The following is a 15,249-nucleotide window of genomic DNA, read 5'->3' as shown; positions in this document are numbered from 1 at the left end:
GAAATCAGTCGCCCCTGACCACGCGCGGAAGGACGGCCTGCCAGACGCTTGCAACCTGCGCCCACCGCCCGTACAGATCGTCTTGAGCGGGCGCCTCGGCGAGCCATTGCGCAGCGCCACGGCTGCAGCGCAGCTCGACGGTGTAACGGCTGCAATCTTGGCCGGCGCGACGGATGCGACGCTGCAAGTCCTGAAGGCCGTCGAGCGCTGCGTGCATCTCGGCCTGTTCCGGCGTTGCAGCTTCGGCGCGGCCGCTGCGCGCCTCCGCACGACCGTCGAAGAGGCGCACCAACTGCCAGCGCCAGCTCTGCGCATCATCTCCAACCGACCAGACGTTGAGCGCAAATTCGGCGGGCGATCGAAGCGCCTGACTGTAGAAGCGATGGACGTCCTTAAACTCGCGCGTGAAGCGAGCGGGCGGCAGGTCCTGGCGAGAGCGGCGTCCATACGCCTTGCTTGTCAACCGCTCGTCGAGGATCGCCACCACGCCGCAGTCGTCGCTGCGCCGGATCAGGCGGCCAAAGCCCTGTTTGAGCGCCAACGTCATCAGCGGGATCATATATTCGTCAAAGCTGGAGCGCCCTTGTTCCTCGAGGGCGCGCATGCGCGCCGCGTGCAGCGGATCGCCCGGCGTCGGGAAGGGCAGCTTGTCCAGGACGACCAGGCTCAGCTCCTCGCCGGGGATGTCCACGCCTTCCCAGAAGGAGCGCGTGGCGAGCAAAACGCTGTAGGGCGTCGTCTTGAACCAGCTCAACAACGCTTCGCGCGGGGCGTCGCCTTGGGCGCGCAGCGGCCACACCACGCCGGCGCGTTCGGCCTGCAGGCGGTCGCTCACCTGTTGCAGGCCGCTCCAGCTGGTGAACAGACAGAGCGCCCGGCCTCGGCTGACCTCCAAAAGACGTTCGATCTCGGCTGCAACGGCGTCGTAGTAAGCGTCGGCGTTGCGATAGTCGTAGGCGGGCAGGGCGGGCTGATAGAGCAGCGCCTGGCGGGGATAGTCGAACACGGCCGGCAAAATCAGCTCTTCGCCCACCTCGCGAATGCCACAGCGCGCTTTGTAGTGATGGAAGCCGCCTGCGGTCGCCAACGTGGCGCTGGTGCAGATCACGGTGCGGCCTACGGCCTCGCCGTCCTCGTCTTCGGGGTGAAACAGGTAGGCGGAGAGCAGGTCTGCCGGGTGAATCGGCGCAGCGTGCACTTCCAGCGTCACATGACGGCGGTCGAAGATGCGTACGGCGTAGCGCACGACTGCGCCGTCTTTGCGGCTGCCGCCGATGGCTTTCAAACTTTCGGCGGCGCTGTGGATGGCGGTCACCGTCAGCTCGTAGGAGCGATGGCGCTCGGCCGTCTCCGGGTCTGGACGCTCGCCCAGCTTCGCCGCTTGTTCGACCGCCGCAGCGTAAGGATTGGCGCGCTTGAGTCGCTGGCCAAGCTCGCTCAACGCAGCGCTTAAGCTGAGCGCCGCCTCCAAATCTCCTGTCAGCTCGAAGGAGTTGTCGCGGCTGCGCTGTGAAATCTCCTGAAAAGCCAGCGCGTTCAGGTGGCGCAGCCGTTCGATCTCGTCGTCGCCGATGTGTTCCTTGAAAATGGCGCGACCCAACAACTGCTCGACCGTGTAGTCGGTCACCATCACCTCAAAGACGGCGGTGGCGATCTGCTCGAGATGGTGCGCCTCGTCGATCACATAGATCGAGGCCGGCGGCAGGATGCGCTCGCCTGCGTAGCCCAGCCCCAACGCATTGAGCAGGAGATGATGGTTGGTGATGATCACCTGCGCCTGCGCCGCCTCGTCGCGCATGCGGTTGACCCAGCAGTTGTCTTCGTAGTGCCGGCAGTCGTTATGCAGACAATCGTCGGGAAAGCTGACGATGCGCGTGCGCAGGTCGTTGTTCAACACGAAGGGCAGGTCGTCGACGTCGCCGGTCTCCGTTTCCTCCAGCCACTGCTCCACGAACTTGAACTGCTCGTCCATGCGGTCGTAGAGGGAAATATAGCGTTGCTCTTTGCTTTCTTTTTCCCACTTCAGGGTGCAGATGAAATTGCTGCGCCCTTTGACGATCACGGCGGAGATGGGACGGTTCAACACCTTGCGCAAAAAAGGAATCTCTTTTTGGAAGAGCTGGCTCTGCAAAGATTTGTTGGCGGTGGAGATGACGACCGTCTTCCCGCTGAGGATGGCCGGCGCCAGGTAGGCGATCGACTTGCCCGTGCCCGTCGGCGCTTCGATCAGCGCATGGCGTTGGCCTAAAATGGCGCGCTTGACCGCCTCCGCCATTTGCAGCTGGCTCTGTCGCAGCTCATAGCCCTCCAGCGCCTGCGCCAACGGACCGGCGGGGCCGAAAAATTCGGAAAGGTCCGTGCCGGCGAGCGCTGAGGGGGGCGCATTGGTTGCGCGTTTCGTCTCGTCCAAAGGATAGGGAGGGAGGGGCTCCTCTTCCGAACGATGAAGAGCAGGGTCGGCGTCTACAGGCGTGGTGAAATGAATAGATCGTCTGGGCATGCGTGAATCATAGCACAAACGTGCGGATGCTTCCAACCGTCAGATGTTGGAGCGGCGCCGTGCGACGCCGATGCTTATCAAAACGAACGAGCCGGGGATTCACCCGGCTCGTTGTTCACACTGTGTCGAGCGCCTCACTTCGTTGGGAGGCTACAGGCTAGTTGTCCGTTATTCGGCGGGCGGCAGAATCACTGCGCTGATGGCGTGAATGACGCCGTTGGAGGCCGGAATGTCGGCGACGGTCACCCTGGCGCCGTTGATGAAGACGTTGCCATCGCGCACTTCAAAGGTCACCGGCTTGCCCTGGACGGTGGTCGCGCGCATGCCGTTGGTGATGTCGGCGGCGTTGACCTTGCCGCTCAGCACATGGTACTGCAGAATCTGGGCCAGCTCCGGCGCCTGCAACAGCTGGTTGACGTTTAGGCCGGTGGTCGCCAACAGCTCGTTGAACGCCGCATCGGTCGGGGCGAAGACCGTGTATTCACCGCTCGAGAGCGTAGCGTTGAGACCGGTGGCCTGCAGCGCCCGCGCCAGAATGGAGAAGTTCGGATTGGTGGCCGCAATTTCGGCGATCGTGCCGGCTGCGGTGGCAGGGGCTCCGGCCGTGGGCGTCGTCGGGACCGTGGCCGTCACCGCCGTCGTGGGCGTGGTTGCAGCCGTCGCCGTGACGGTGGGCGTGGCCGCCGTCGTCGCCGGCGTGGCGGCCGTCGCAGGCGTGGCGGTAGGCGTGGCGGCCGTCGCAGGCGTGGCGGTAGGCGTGGCGGCCGTCGTTGTGGCCGGAGCGACGGCGCCGGCGCCGATCTGCTCTCGCGTCGGCAGGTTGAGCACCTGGCCTATTTCGATGCGGTTGCAGTCCGCAATGTTGTTGAAGGTGCAGAGTTGTTGATAGAGTCGGAAGTCGCCGTAAATGTCGCGGGCGATCAGCGCCAGCGTGTCGCCGGCTTTGACCACATACGTGCCGCCCGGTTCACCCACGCGACCGGTGGATGCGGGAGCCGCGGTTGCGGCTGCGTCTGGGGCTGCAGCGGCGGTCGCCGCCGGGGTGGTGGCCGTTGCGCCTGCCGCCTCGCGTGCGGAGATGGTCTGCAGCGCGTCGTCGACCAACACCGCGCCCGTCGCGACGAGTTCATAGGTCGCCGGGATGCGCGAGTTGTTGTAGACGATCACGGTGTAGGGGCCAAAGCCCGAAGCCCTGAACTCCGCCTGGCGGACATTCTCGTCGCCCGGGGTGGTGACGCGGTTGCCGTGACCAATGGCGACATCGTTGATGCTCGCACCCGCCTCATAGCGGCGCAGTCCCTGCTCGTCGAGCACCCAGAAGCTCATGCGCCGCGCCAGCTCCTGGTTGTCGCGCGGGTCGAAGGTGAGGCGCAGCGTAATCTCCGCGTCGCGCTGCTCCGGCTCCAGGCCGAGATAATGCTGCTCGAACTGTTCGTTCAGTTCACCCTTGACGCTGTTGCTGCGGAAGGGGCCGGCTGCAACGACTGTCGTGGTTTCCGGCGCAGCCGTAGCCTCCGGCGTCGCTTCGGCGACAGCGGCCTCAGCCTCCACCGTCGGTTCGACCGTCGCCGCCACAGGAGCCTCCGTCGCAGCTTCGGTGGCAGCGGGCGTCGCCTCTTCGGCGGCCACGCCGACCGGCCGCACCTGATTGCTCTCGTCGACGAACACGCCGTTGTCAACGCTCAGCGTGAAGTTGGCGTCGGTGGCCGAGTCATTGTAGACGACGATGGTGTAGGATCCGCCCGTGGCGCGGAAAGCGGCGCCCTGAACGTTGTCCTCTCCGCGCGGGAAGAAGTTGGTGTCGCCCATGGCGACGTTGTTCAGATCGATCCGCGCCCCATTGATGACGGCGGAAAGGTTCGCCTCCGTCAACACGTAGAAGCCCACGCCGTTGCGCTCGGGATTTGACCGATCCCAGCGCGCCGTCACCGTGACCGTGCCGGGCTGATTCGGGACGAGGCCCAGCCAGATTTTGGCGAACTGTCCGCCGGGGATCGTGCCCGAAACTTCCGATGCGCGCACCTGTGCAGCCGGGGCGGCCTGCTCCGCCGCCAGAACGACCGGCGCCAGCGCCGTGACGAGCAGCGCCGTCAACAGGGCTGCGGTAAGAAATTTGCGCCATTTTGATTCGTTCATAGAAACCTCCCAATTACCGAAATTTTTTATTTAACCTACAACGAATGCTTGTGAGCAATTTGTTCCTCTCGTTGCAATCAGCAAACGTTCTCAATGAGCTTCAGGGTTCCCGCTCAACTTCTTTGTGACCATGAAGCGTTCACGGTTTTCCCGGCCAGGTCGCTGAGATTGCCTCAGACGTTTCCGGCGCATCCTATTGATTATAAGCGTTGCCGCAATTCCAGACCAAAACTTCCCTCTCGATATCTTCCCTCTCGATATATTGTCTACAGCTTCTTCCACGGTTCGTTCATTGCGGCGTCACCGCCTGGGCGGCTGCGGAATCGGCGTCGGCGTTGGCGGAACAGCCACCACATTACGCACATAGTAGTCCGAGTAGGTGTAATCTTGTCGGACAATTCTCAGACGGAAATCAAACGAGTCTTCCGGCAGCAGGCTGAGATCAAGCCGCGCCAGGTAGCCGTTGACGACTGGTTTGACGTCGCTGAAGATGAACGTCCAACGCTCGGCGCCGGAGGGCGACCAGTACAGCTCCCAACGCAGCAGATTGGGCGCAGCGGTGGTGCCGACGAAGTCGATGACGCCGGTGACGCGGATGTTGTCGAAGGGGAAGTAGAGCCCCAGGATGCGCGGCGCAGGTCGCGTGGCGGTGGGATGGACGGCGGGCGGCGCAGAGGCGTTGGCGACGTACAGCCGCGTCACATAGTATTCGTCGTAGTTGCTGTCGCGGTAGACGACGCGCAGCCGCAAGTCATAGAAGCCGTCCGCCAGTTGCGTCGTGTCGAGCACATAAATCTCCGACTGCCAGAACTGCTGCTCGCTGCTATAAAGCCAGCCCCACTGGTCGGTCCCGCTGGGCGCAATGTACAGCTCATAGCGCAGAAATGGATTAAAAGCCGTCTTGCTGTTGACCGTCCCGATGATAGGCGTGCGCCCGCGGATTACGTCGCCATTTTGCGGCTCGAAAATGCCCTGGCCGTTGGGAATAAAGCTGCGAAAGCGCGGGGTGGGCGTGGCCGTCGGCGTCGGCGTGTCGAAGACGATGATAAGCGGGGAGAACGGCTGGTTGGGATCGGCGCTGGTGGGGATGGGCGTGACCGTCGGCGGCGCAGCGTTGCGAATCTCGATTTTGCGCAGGAACGCCTCGGTGTAGTTGCCGTTGCGATCGATCGCCCGCACCCGGATGTCATAGAGACCGTCTGGGAATTCATAGGTGTTTAAAATGTAGAGCACGTTGTTGCGAATGACTTCCCGGCTGCTCGTCAGCCAGCGCCATGCCTCGGCGCCCGCCGGGCTGATGTGGACATCGTAACGGGTGAAATCGCGGATCACCGCCGTGCCGATGAGCGGCGTGAAGCCAAAGACGGCGTCGCCGCTGCGCGGATGGACGATTTCGTTGACGACGCGCAGATCTAGCGTGGGCGTCGGCGTAGGAAAAAACTCCGGCGCAGCAGGGAACGGGGTGAAGAAGAACGGCGTCCAGGTGGGCGTCGGCGTGTCGAAAGGGGATTGAAAGGCGAGGCCCGGCCTCTCCACGTCGGCCAAGACGCGCTGCGCGATTTCCGGCGCGCCCGCCAACACCGTCACCAGGGCCGCCAGCAGCGCCAGCCCCACTCGAATTTTGGCGGTTCGTTCATCCATTCTTGAGTCGCCATGATGCGGCATAGGATTTCAGAGCCTGTGTCACGCCGGCGGCTGCGAGCCGCTGACGTTTTCTCGGTTTGCAGCTTGCAATGTCGCGCCAGAGGCGGCGACCTACGGGCGCAGGCGCGAACCCGATCCCGTGAGGTTGCCGCATGGATTTGTTAAACTCCAAAAAGCATCCTGGAAGAAGGATGCTTTTAGATTTTAGCGCACAAAAGCGGGTCTTTCCGAAAACGACGCCCGGCGATTGCGGGCGTCGCTTCATCCTTGCGCGTCTCTCCAGACCAGGTGATAGCAGCGCGCATCGCCGCTTTCCGGCGGGTAGCGCAGCATGATCGTTGGGCTGGCCGGCGCGCCGTCCGGCCCCATGACGGTGAGGGAAAGCTCCAATCGGCTGCCGGAGTAGATGGGAAAATCGAATTGCCCCGCATCGGCGGCTCCGCTCTTGCTGACCGCCGTCGCCCGGTTGCCCCACTGATCGACCATCTGCACGACGACGCCGCCCACCGGCGCCCCTTGGCGATTGAGCACGCGCCCCATGATATAGTTGCCCGGGCAGTTGTTGTCTGCGCTGACGCTGGAAAGCTGATAGATGCCTGCGCCGACCGGGGTAGGCGCCGTCTCCGCGGCAACGCGCGTTTCGGGCTGCGTCTCCGTCTCCACCGTCCTTTCCGTCGCCGTCTCGGTCGTGGTCAGAATCGCCGTCGCCTCCACGACGTCGGTCAACACGCTCGTCTCGGTCACCGTGAGCGTTCCGACCAAGGAAGCAGCGGCCAACCGTCGCGGCGGCTCGCTGATGGCGATGCGGCGCACCGTCTCTCCGTAGAGGGCGCGTGCGATCCCCTCCGCTTCGGCGCAGGTTCCCAGCGAGAGCAAGGTGTTGCGCGCCTGCGCCCAACGCAGGGCGGAGCGCTGCTCCTCCAACACTCGATTGGGGAAGGCGAAGATCGCAGGCCGCTGCGCGCCCGGCGTCGGCAGGAAGGGGCGCAGCGTCGGCGCAAGGTCAGGAGCAGCCTCGCCCCCTTCCAACGCAATCAACGTCTCCTGGCCGGTGAATGCATCTGCGTAGCGCCATTGCGGCGCCAGCTCGCCGAAGCCGCGCGGCATCGCCAGGAACACCTGCGCATCGGGGTCGTCGAAGGCGGTGCGCTGCTGCAGGCAGACGCCGAGCTGAATGCTCTGGCCGTTCGTGCGGTCGACGCGCACGCGCGAGAAGATTCCGCTCTGGTAGGCGTCGACGTAGGGGCCGCTCAGCAGATGCGTTTCGATCCACTGGCGGGTGAAGAGCTCGCCTTCAGGGGGACAGCGCAGCTCGCGCGGACATGGATGGGCGATGCGCACGACGTCGCTCGGCTGCTCAAAGGCCCACGCCGCCGGGTCTTCGGGCGCGTCCAGAGTGCGCAGCAGCGCCGGGTCGGCCATCACCGCCTCCATGAACATCTTCCAGATCGGCGCAGCGCCGGTGACGCCGGTGGCGTTGCGCATGGGGCGGCCGTCGTTGTTGCCCGCCCACACCCCCGCCACCAGATAGCGCGTGTAGCCGACGGTCAGGTTGTCGCGGAAGGAGGTGGTCGTGCCGGTCTTGGCTGCAGCCGGCCGCGAGAGCCGCAGCGGGCTGTTGACGCCGAAGATCGGCGCGCGGGCGTCGTTGTCGCTCAGGATGTCGGTCACCAGGTAGGCGGCGGCGGGCGAGACGGCCTGTCGCCGCTCCTGGGGCGGCAGGGGAATCGGCCGGCCGCGCGCGTCGGTCATGCGCAGAATCGGCGTCGGCTCGACATACTCGCCATGGTTGGCGATTGTGTGATAGGAGACCGCCAGGTCAAAAAGCGTCACTTCGGAGCCGCCCAGCGTCATCGCCAGGCCGGCGCGACGAATGTCCTCTTCGCTCAAGCTGCGCACGCCCATGCGGTTGGCGGCCTCGACGAAGCGCTCCAGGCTCACCCCCTCCATCAGCTTGACGGCGGGCACGTTGAGGCTGCCGGCGAGCGCCATGCGCGCGGTCACCGGCCCGCGCAACCGACCATCGTAGTTGCGCGGGGTGTAGGGGCGCGAGCCAACGACCGGATAGGTGACGGAGAGATCCCAGAGGACGGTCGCCGGGCTGATGAGGTTGGCGTCGAAGGCGGCAGCGTAGAGCACCGGCTTGATGGCGCTGCCGGGTTGGCGCTGGCGCAGCACGACGTTGACCTGCCCGCCGATGCGCGCGTCGTTGAAGTCGGCGCTGCCGACCATCACCAGAATCTCGGCGGTTCCCGGCTTGAGGGCGACCAACGCCGCGTTGTTGAGGTTGAAGCGAGGCCGCAACGCGTTCACCTGTTCGGTGACGATCTGTTGCGCCAGGTTGTGCATGTCGAGGTCGAGCGTGGTGTAGATGTTCAGCCCTCTGCGCCCAAGATTGTCTAGCTCCGGATAGCGAGCCAGATAATCGCGCACGTATTGCACGAAATGGGGCGCCTGCGTGGGGCGGCGGTCTGGGTCCTGCGCCAACGCAATCGGTTCGGCGAAGATGCGGTCGGCCGTGGCTGCGTTCAAATACCCGTGGCGCACCATCAGGTCGAGCACAACGCGCTGGCGTCGCTTGGCGCCCTCAAAGTTGACGAACGGATCGAGGCGCGCCGGCTGCTGCGGCAGGCCGGCCAGCAGGGTCGCCTCGGCCATGGAGAGCGCCAGCGCCGACTTGCCGAAATAGGTGCGCGCGGCGGCTTCCGGCCCGTAGGCGCGATGGCCGAAATAGACCAGGTTGAGATACATCTCCAAAATTTCGTCCTTGGTGAAGAGTTCGGTCAGCTCCTGGGCCAGCAACACCTCGTTGACCTTGCGCTCCAGCGTCGGCTGGAAACGCTCCGCCGGCGGCATGAACAAATTGCGCGCCAGTTGCATCGTGATGGTGCTGGCGCCGGAGAGCCGCTCGGGGTTGGCGAGATTTTGCACCAGCGCCGCCACGGCGCGGCGTCTGTCCACGCCGCGATTGGTGTAGAAGGTGGCGTCCTCGGTGGCGATGACGGCTTGAATCAAGGTGGGCGAAATTTGCGAGAGCGGCGTCCACACGCGGCGCCCTTCGTCGAAAATCTCGGCCAGCACGCGGCCCTTGCGGTCGTAGATGACGCTGCTCTCGAAGATGCGCGGTTCGGGGCCGGGCTGATAGCGACGCATGTAGGTCTCGGCCACGGCCTGCAGATCGCCGGGCGGCCGCGGAGCCAGTTGATAGCGGGCGCGATAGGCCTCGATGTAGCGATTCACCTCGGCCTGCGCCAGGGCGGAGGCGACCTGCGCGTCGCGGCGCAAGGAGACGGTGGGCTGGGCGTCGCAGGCGGCCAACACGAACGCCGTCAGCATCAACAGCAGCGCAACGCGCTTGTTTTTCGGCGGCTTTTCAGAAATCGTCTGTAATGCGGCGCTTCCGGAACGCAGAGGCGCAACGGCGCAAGGGCGCCGAGCAAAGACTGGGCCCAAAGCAGCGGGAGCGGCCTTTCCTCTCATTGCGTCTTTGCGTTTTTGCGTTGAGGATAGTCTTTCGCTCAGCGCGTTGCGGGCAGTCTTCCAGATCGCCTGCATGGACGTAAGGATGCAGAGCGGCGAGACAGGGGTTTTGAATCGTTTCATCATCGGCGTCCTCTGCTATCGCAAGCCAACGACCGAACACACTATGCACCGCGTCGGGGCCATCTGCTGAGCATCGGGGCAGCGACTGACTCGGTTAATTTGACTCTCAGCAAACTGGTTTTATGGGTATAACGCAACCGCTGCGCCGTCCGTTCCCCGTTGCGCAACGAAAAACGGCTCTCGTTGACTTTTCATTCATTTCGTTCACGTCTGGTTCAATCCAGAGGATTCAAACCAGACGTTGCGCAGATGCGCGCACTGCTTTTGCAGAATACGCCTTCCCGCAGGCTTCAAGGTTTTCACAGAATCGCCCGGCATTTTCGTAGGTGCGGCTCCCGGCTGCACGCCCTCACCCCCTGGCCCCCTCTCCCAGCCTTGGGAGAGGGGGAGCTGCGCTTACGTGAAAGGCGTCGGTTTGCTCGTAGGTGCGGCTCCCAGCCGCACGTCCTCGACGGCCCCCGAGACACGGGATGAACCGGCGAAGCACTGCTACGAGCAGCGCCTACGAAATACGCAACCACGACGGTCTTCCGTAGGTGCGGCTCTCAGCCGCACGCTTTCGACAGACCCCGAGACACGGGATGAACCGGCGAAGCGCTGCTACGAGCAGCGCCTACGAAATACGCAACCACGACGGTCTTCCGTAGGTGCGGTTCTCAGCCGCACGCCCTCGGCGGATTGCACGGGTTGAATAATTCAAGTCATAGACCCAAAGGCACAAAGGACGCTTAAATCTTCGTGTTTATTGGTGTCTTTGCGCCTTTGTGGTGATATCCTAAGCGCTGAGCCGGTGGACGAAGTGCAGCTGCTGTGATTTGCAGTGGGCCAGGCTCGATGCAAAGATATCGACGGAGAGAGAAAATCGACGGAGAGAAAAAATGGAGCGCATTCACTACAGCATAGCGCCGTGTTCTCTGGGCTGGGTGTTGGCTGCAGCCACCGAGCGAGGGCTATGCGCCATCGAGTTGGGAGACGACCCGTCGACGCTGGAGACCGGCTTGCAAGAGCGATTTCCCCATGCGGCGCTTGTGCGCGATCCCGACCTCGGCGGCTGGATGAAGCAGATTGCGGCCTTTCTCGAAGCGCCGCAGTGGGAGCTGTCCCTGCCGCTTGACATGCAGGGCACGGCCTTTCAGCGTCGCGTGTGGGCGGCGCTGTGCGAGATCCCGGCGGGCGAGACGATCAGCTACACAGCGCTGGCCGCGCGCATCGGCGCGGCTTCGGCGGTGCGCGCGGTGGCGGCCGCCTGCGCGGCCAACCGGCTGGCCGTAGCCGTCCCCTGCCATCGCGTCGTGCGCAAGGACGGCGAGCTCGGCGGCTACCGCTGGGGCCTCGAACGCAAGCGCCGGCTATTGGAGCGAGAGCGCAGGGCGATTCGTTAATCACCGCTTATTTCGTCAGGAAATCGTCATGCAAGACGGAAAGAATTGGGATAAAAATTACAACAAACGCGCCGAGCCGTAGATTCAAGTTGAATTCATCGCCCTTTTAGACGATCCAACCCGAGGAGATTCTATGCGCTTCACCCCCCCCCGTTCTGGACGCCGAGCGCGGCGCCTGCTTTGGCTGTTGCATGTGACGACGTTGGCAAGCCTGCTCGTGATGGCTTTGCCGTCAGCGCGGGCGCAGGAAGGCGCCTCGGCGACGGCGGAAGCGACGGCCGCTGCGCCGACTTTGGAAAGCGCGCCTGACCTCTTGCCGGAAGCGACCGCATCCCCCACGGTTGCGGAGGAGCCGTCCCCGCCCGCCGCAGAGACGCCTGCGCCAAGCCTGACGGTGGAAGCTTCGCCCACGCCGACGGTGGACGTCTCCCTTCCCGTGGCTGCGCCGGTGAGTGGGACGAGCGAGGCCGCCCAGGTGCAGCTCTATGCGCCCTTCATCGCTGCGCCTTTCGACGGGGCTGCGGCGGCGGGGACGTTGGAGGAGGCGCCGGCTGCGCCGCAAACGCCGACGCCCACGGCGACGCCGGACCCCTTCCTGGAGGCGCTGCTGGCGCAGATGGAGGCGGCCGAGGCAGCGCCGGCGCTCTACGTGCTCGACGATGCAGCCGACGTCGAGGAGGCGGCGGTGAGCGAGCGGCTGACCTTCACGGCCACGGTGACGGCGCAAGGCGGGGAGGTGGCGGCCTTCGAGGGGCGGGTGCAGGTGCGCTTTGCGGCGGAGGCGGTGGCCGAGCCGTTGACGGTGCGCGTGCGGCCGGCGGTGGGCAAGGGGGCGCCGCCGGAGAGCCTGAGCGGCTGGCCGCTCGAAATCACGGCGTGGGGAGAAGAGAGCGGCGCCGAGGTGCATTCGTTCAAAGAGCCGGTGCAGATCGTGCTGCACTACGAGGAGGCGTGGATTGAGGGCGACGAAGAGAGCCTCTATCTCTTTTTCTACGACGAAGTGGAGCATCTGTGGCGGCCGCTGCCCAGCCGCGTGGAGGCGGAGGAGAACCTGCTCATCGCCGAGACCGACCACTTCAGCGTCTTCGACTTCGACGTGCAAAACTGGGAGGCGGCGCGGCTGCCGAGCCTGAGCGGCTTCCAGGTGGCGGACTTCACCGGTGCGGCGCAGTACAGCTATGCGCTGACGCTGCCGCCGGGCCCGGGCGGGTGGGCGCCGCAGCTGGCGCTGAGCTACAACAGCCAGGTGGTGGACGGCGCCACCAACCGCACGCAGGCGGACTGGGTGGGCATGGGCTGGAGTTTCGACGTCGGCGCCGTCGAACGCTTCATGCGCGGGACAGACCACACCGGCGACGACGTCTTCATCCTGACGCTCAACGGCGCCAGCCACCGGCTGGTCAGAGACGGCGCCGGGCGCTGGCGCACCGAGGACGACGCCTATTTGCGCATCGAATACTCGGGCGACCCGGAGGTCTTCGCCGGTCAGGGCGGGGCGTGGACGGTGTGGGACAAAGAGGGGAATCGCTACGTCTTCGGAGACAACGGCGACCGCGCCACCTACGCCCGCTACATCTATCCCACCACCACGCAGCTGTGGACGTGGCGGTGGTCGCTGAGCCGGGCCATCAGCCGCTTTGGCCAGGTCATCTCCTATGCGTACGCCTATGAAGGGGTGAAGAAGAACTGCGGCCAGTATTATCAGGCGAGCGAGAGCCAAAACAACGTGGCGACCTATCCGTCCGAAATCCTCTATCCCAACGGCAAATACCGCGTGCGCTTTGAGCGCATGGGCCGCAGCGACTACGAGGGGGGGTGGACCGACCCGTGCGCCAACGTGCGCTTTCAGCGCTCGCTGCTGAGCCGCATCGTGGTGGAGCATCACAACGGCGCCGGGTGGGAGACGGTGCGCCGCTACGATCTCACCTACGATTTCAACGCCGTCTTCCCGGGCGTCTTTTGGGGCGTAAGCGGCCGCACGCCTGCGCTGGTGAAAATTCAGGAGTTCGACGCGAACGGGAACTCCCTGCCCCCCACGACTTTCACCTACGGCGACGCCATGCACCTGACGGCGGCGGAGAACGGCTACAAGGGGCGCATCGAGTTCAGCTACGCCTTGTGGTCGGACGACCGCGGGGTGGGAGGCGACGACGCAGTGCAGAGCGGAGGGAGATGCTCGCAGTATTCGTGGGGGACGAACGGCCAGACGGACACGCTGTGCTCGTCGAGTTCGGGGCAGAGCCGCGGCTTTTACTTCAAAGCCCGGGGGGACGCCGTCAATAATCACGGTCGCGTGCACACGGCGAACTACTTCCGCATCTTTCGACCGGGCGGCGCCTATCGCATCGTCAGCAAATTCGAGCGCTGGGACAAAACGCCGCACCAGGTGCGCACCGGGCTGGACTACGGCGGAGACGTTGTCTGGGAAGCGGGCGATCCCCAGACGAACCAGCCGTTCTGGGCGCTGCCTGAGAGTGGAGAGCAGCTTGTAGACGCGACCCTCGTGCTGCCGGCCACGGCGAGCCGCATGTGGCTGACCTACGAGGGCAACGCCGTGCTGCGCGTCTTCATCGGCTACGACACGCTGACGCGCTATCGCGTGGTGCAAAAACGCCTCATCGACCAGGTCACCAACACCGTGCACGTCTTTGAGTACAGCTACGACGAGCCGGCGGTCAACGACCCCCTGCACTCGGCGGTGGTGAAGAATGTGCTGAAGGACGACTGGAGCTGCTGTCGCAACGACAACCGCGCCTACGTAGACCCTTTCACGGAATTTCGCGGCCACGCCATGGTGCGGGAGCGGGGGCCGGACGGTCGCATCCGCTATACGTGGCGCCGCCAGGACGACGTGCGCAAGGGCAAGACGGTGCGCGTGCAGGAGGGGTGGGAGGAATCCTTCGACGGCTTCGCCGTCAGCCGGCTGCAGGACGTGAGCGGCTGGGGGTGGGCTGGGGAGGCTGCGCTCGTGCGGGTGCAGGGCGACCATGCGCTGCGCATCCACAACCCTGCTGTGAACTGGTCTGTCTCCGCCTATCGGAGCGCCTATGCGGTGCAGGACAGCGAGCTGGCGCAGCTGCAGTTCCGCGTCGCCGCCACCGGCGCGGGGGCGCCGATGGCGGTGCTGGCGTTGGAAAGCGAGGACGGACGGCGGTGGGGCGTCTTCATCAAAAGCGACCGCAGCGTGGTGGTGCAACGCAACGACGGCGACGGCGATCAGGAAGTGTTCACCCTGCTGGGCGCCGGCGAATTCCAGTACGACCGGTGGTATGTCTTGCAACTGGGCGTGGACAACGTGGACATGGTGCGGCTGTGGCTGCGAGATGCGACGCCGGAGGAGGGGGCGGAGGCGCGCCATGCAGGCGGCTATGTTTCGGGAAACAAGAACTGGCGCTTCCGGGGTTGGATTTCGGCCGGCGCGCTGACGCTGGATGCCTACAGCGAAATGCGCTTTTTCCGTGAGCGTGTGCAGCGCTACTGGGCGGAGCAGACTGCGACCTGGCCGCGCACGCGCAGCGACGGCAAGCCGCTGTTGGGCGTGGCCGCCTACTGGCATCGGCTTGACCATGTCACCACGCTCGAATACAGCGGCAAGCCCGGCTTTGTCGGCCAGGTGAAGCAGGTGGAATATCTGTACGAAGTTGCGTTGCAAGGCGGCGCCCAGTACGGCAATGCGACCCACAGGGTGGAGAAAGCGTGGAACGGACAGACTTTCGTCGCCTATCGGGCCACGCAGTGGCTCTACTATCCGCGCAACGACGCCACGCGCTACGTGGTGGGGCTGCCGGCGCGCGAGATCGTCTTCCGCTGCCCGAACGGCGCCTGCACCTACAGCCTGGGGGACGCCGTGCAGACGCGGCACCTGGTCTACGACGACCAGCCGCACTTCTGGGCGCCGCCTGTGGCTGGCGCGCTGACGCGCGAACGTCGGCTGGTCTGCTACGCCAACGCCAGCAACCAATGCGTCAGCTACGGTGCGCCGGG

Annotated in this window: 6 protein-coding genes; 2 read left to right on the top strand and 4 right to left on the bottom strand. The window is 64.9% G+C overall.

What is annotated here, in order from left to right; translation table 11 throughout:
• Positions 1 to 4: 4 nt before the first annotated feature.
• From Q0367_RS02510 to Q0367_RS02495, 4 genes are all read right to left on the bottom strand, one after another.
• Positions 5 to 2,500, bottom strand: coding sequence for an ATP-dependent DNA helicase (locus Q0367_RS02510; protein WP_297631377.1), 2,496 nt, complete (start codon positions 2,498 to 2,500; stop codon positions 5 to 7).
• A 168-nt stretch (positions 2,501 to 2,668) separates the two neighbouring features.
• A complete protein-coding gene (locus tag Q0367_RS02505; RefSeq protein WP_297631380.1) occupies positions 2,669 to 4,636 on the bottom strand; it encodes a fasciclin domain-containing protein in 1,968 nt (655 codons plus the stop codon).
• A gap of 300 nt (positions 4,637 to 4,936) precedes the next feature.
• Positions 4,937 to 6,277 (bottom strand): hypothetical protein, encoded by a 1,341-nt coding sequence (locus Q0367_RS02500; RefSeq protein WP_298980823.1) that lies wholly within the window; start codon positions 6,275 to 6,277, stop codon positions 4,937 to 4,939.
• A gap of 264 nt (positions 6,278 to 6,541) precedes the next feature.
• Entirely contained in the window at positions 6,542 to 9,616 is a 3,075-nt protein-coding gene (locus Q0367_RS02495) for a transglycosylase domain-containing protein (protein ID WP_298980822.1), read from the bottom strand.
• 1,145 nt (positions 9,617 to 10,761) lie between these two features.
• Between Q0367_RS02495 and Q0367_RS02490 the strand changes: the two genes are divergently transcribed.
• Positions 10,762 to 11,265: a methylated-DNA--[protein]-cysteine S-methyltransferase gene (locus tag Q0367_RS02490; protein ID WP_298980821.1), complete on the top strand. Its 504-nt coding sequence runs from the start codon at positions 10,762 to 10,764 to the stop codon at positions 11,263 to 11,265.
• Between the two features lie 133 nt (positions 11,266 to 11,398).
• A partial coding sequence (locus Q0367_RS02485) for a hypothetical protein (protein WP_298980819.1) occupies positions 11,399 to 15,249 on the top strand: 3,851 nt, incomplete at its 3' end.

The organism is uncultured Caldilinea sp., assembly GCF_937128415.1.
In the GTDB taxonomy this organism is placed as follows: domain Bacteria; phylum Chloroflexota; class Anaerolineae; order Caldilineales; family Caldilineaceae; genus Caldilinea.
Note: the sequence above shows the minus strand (reverse complement) of the source record. Positions and strands in the feature narration are given on the sequence as shown.

Excerpts from the sequence above, each read along its gene's own strand:
- Q0367_RS02505 (WP_297631380.1), bottom strand. The coding sequence starts at position 4,636 with ATGAACGAATCAAAATGGCGCAAATTTCTTACCGCAGCCCTGTTGACG.
- Q0367_RS02495 (WP_298980822.1), bottom strand. The coding sequence starts at position 9,616 with ATGCTGACGGCGTTCGTGTTGGCCGCCTGCGACGCCCAGCCCACCGTC.
- Q0367_RS02490 (WP_298980821.1), top strand. The coding sequence starts at position 10,762 with ATGGAGCGCATTCACTACAGCATAGCGCCGTGTTCTCTGGGCTGGGTG.
- Q0367_RS02510 (WP_297631377.1), bottom strand. The coding sequence starts at position 2,500 with ATGCCCAGACGATCTATTCATTTCACCACGCCTGTAGACGCCGACCCT.
- Q0367_RS02500 (WP_298980823.1), bottom strand. The coding sequence starts at position 6,277 with ATGGATGAACGAACCGCCAAAATTCGAGTGGGGCTGGCGCTGCTGGCG.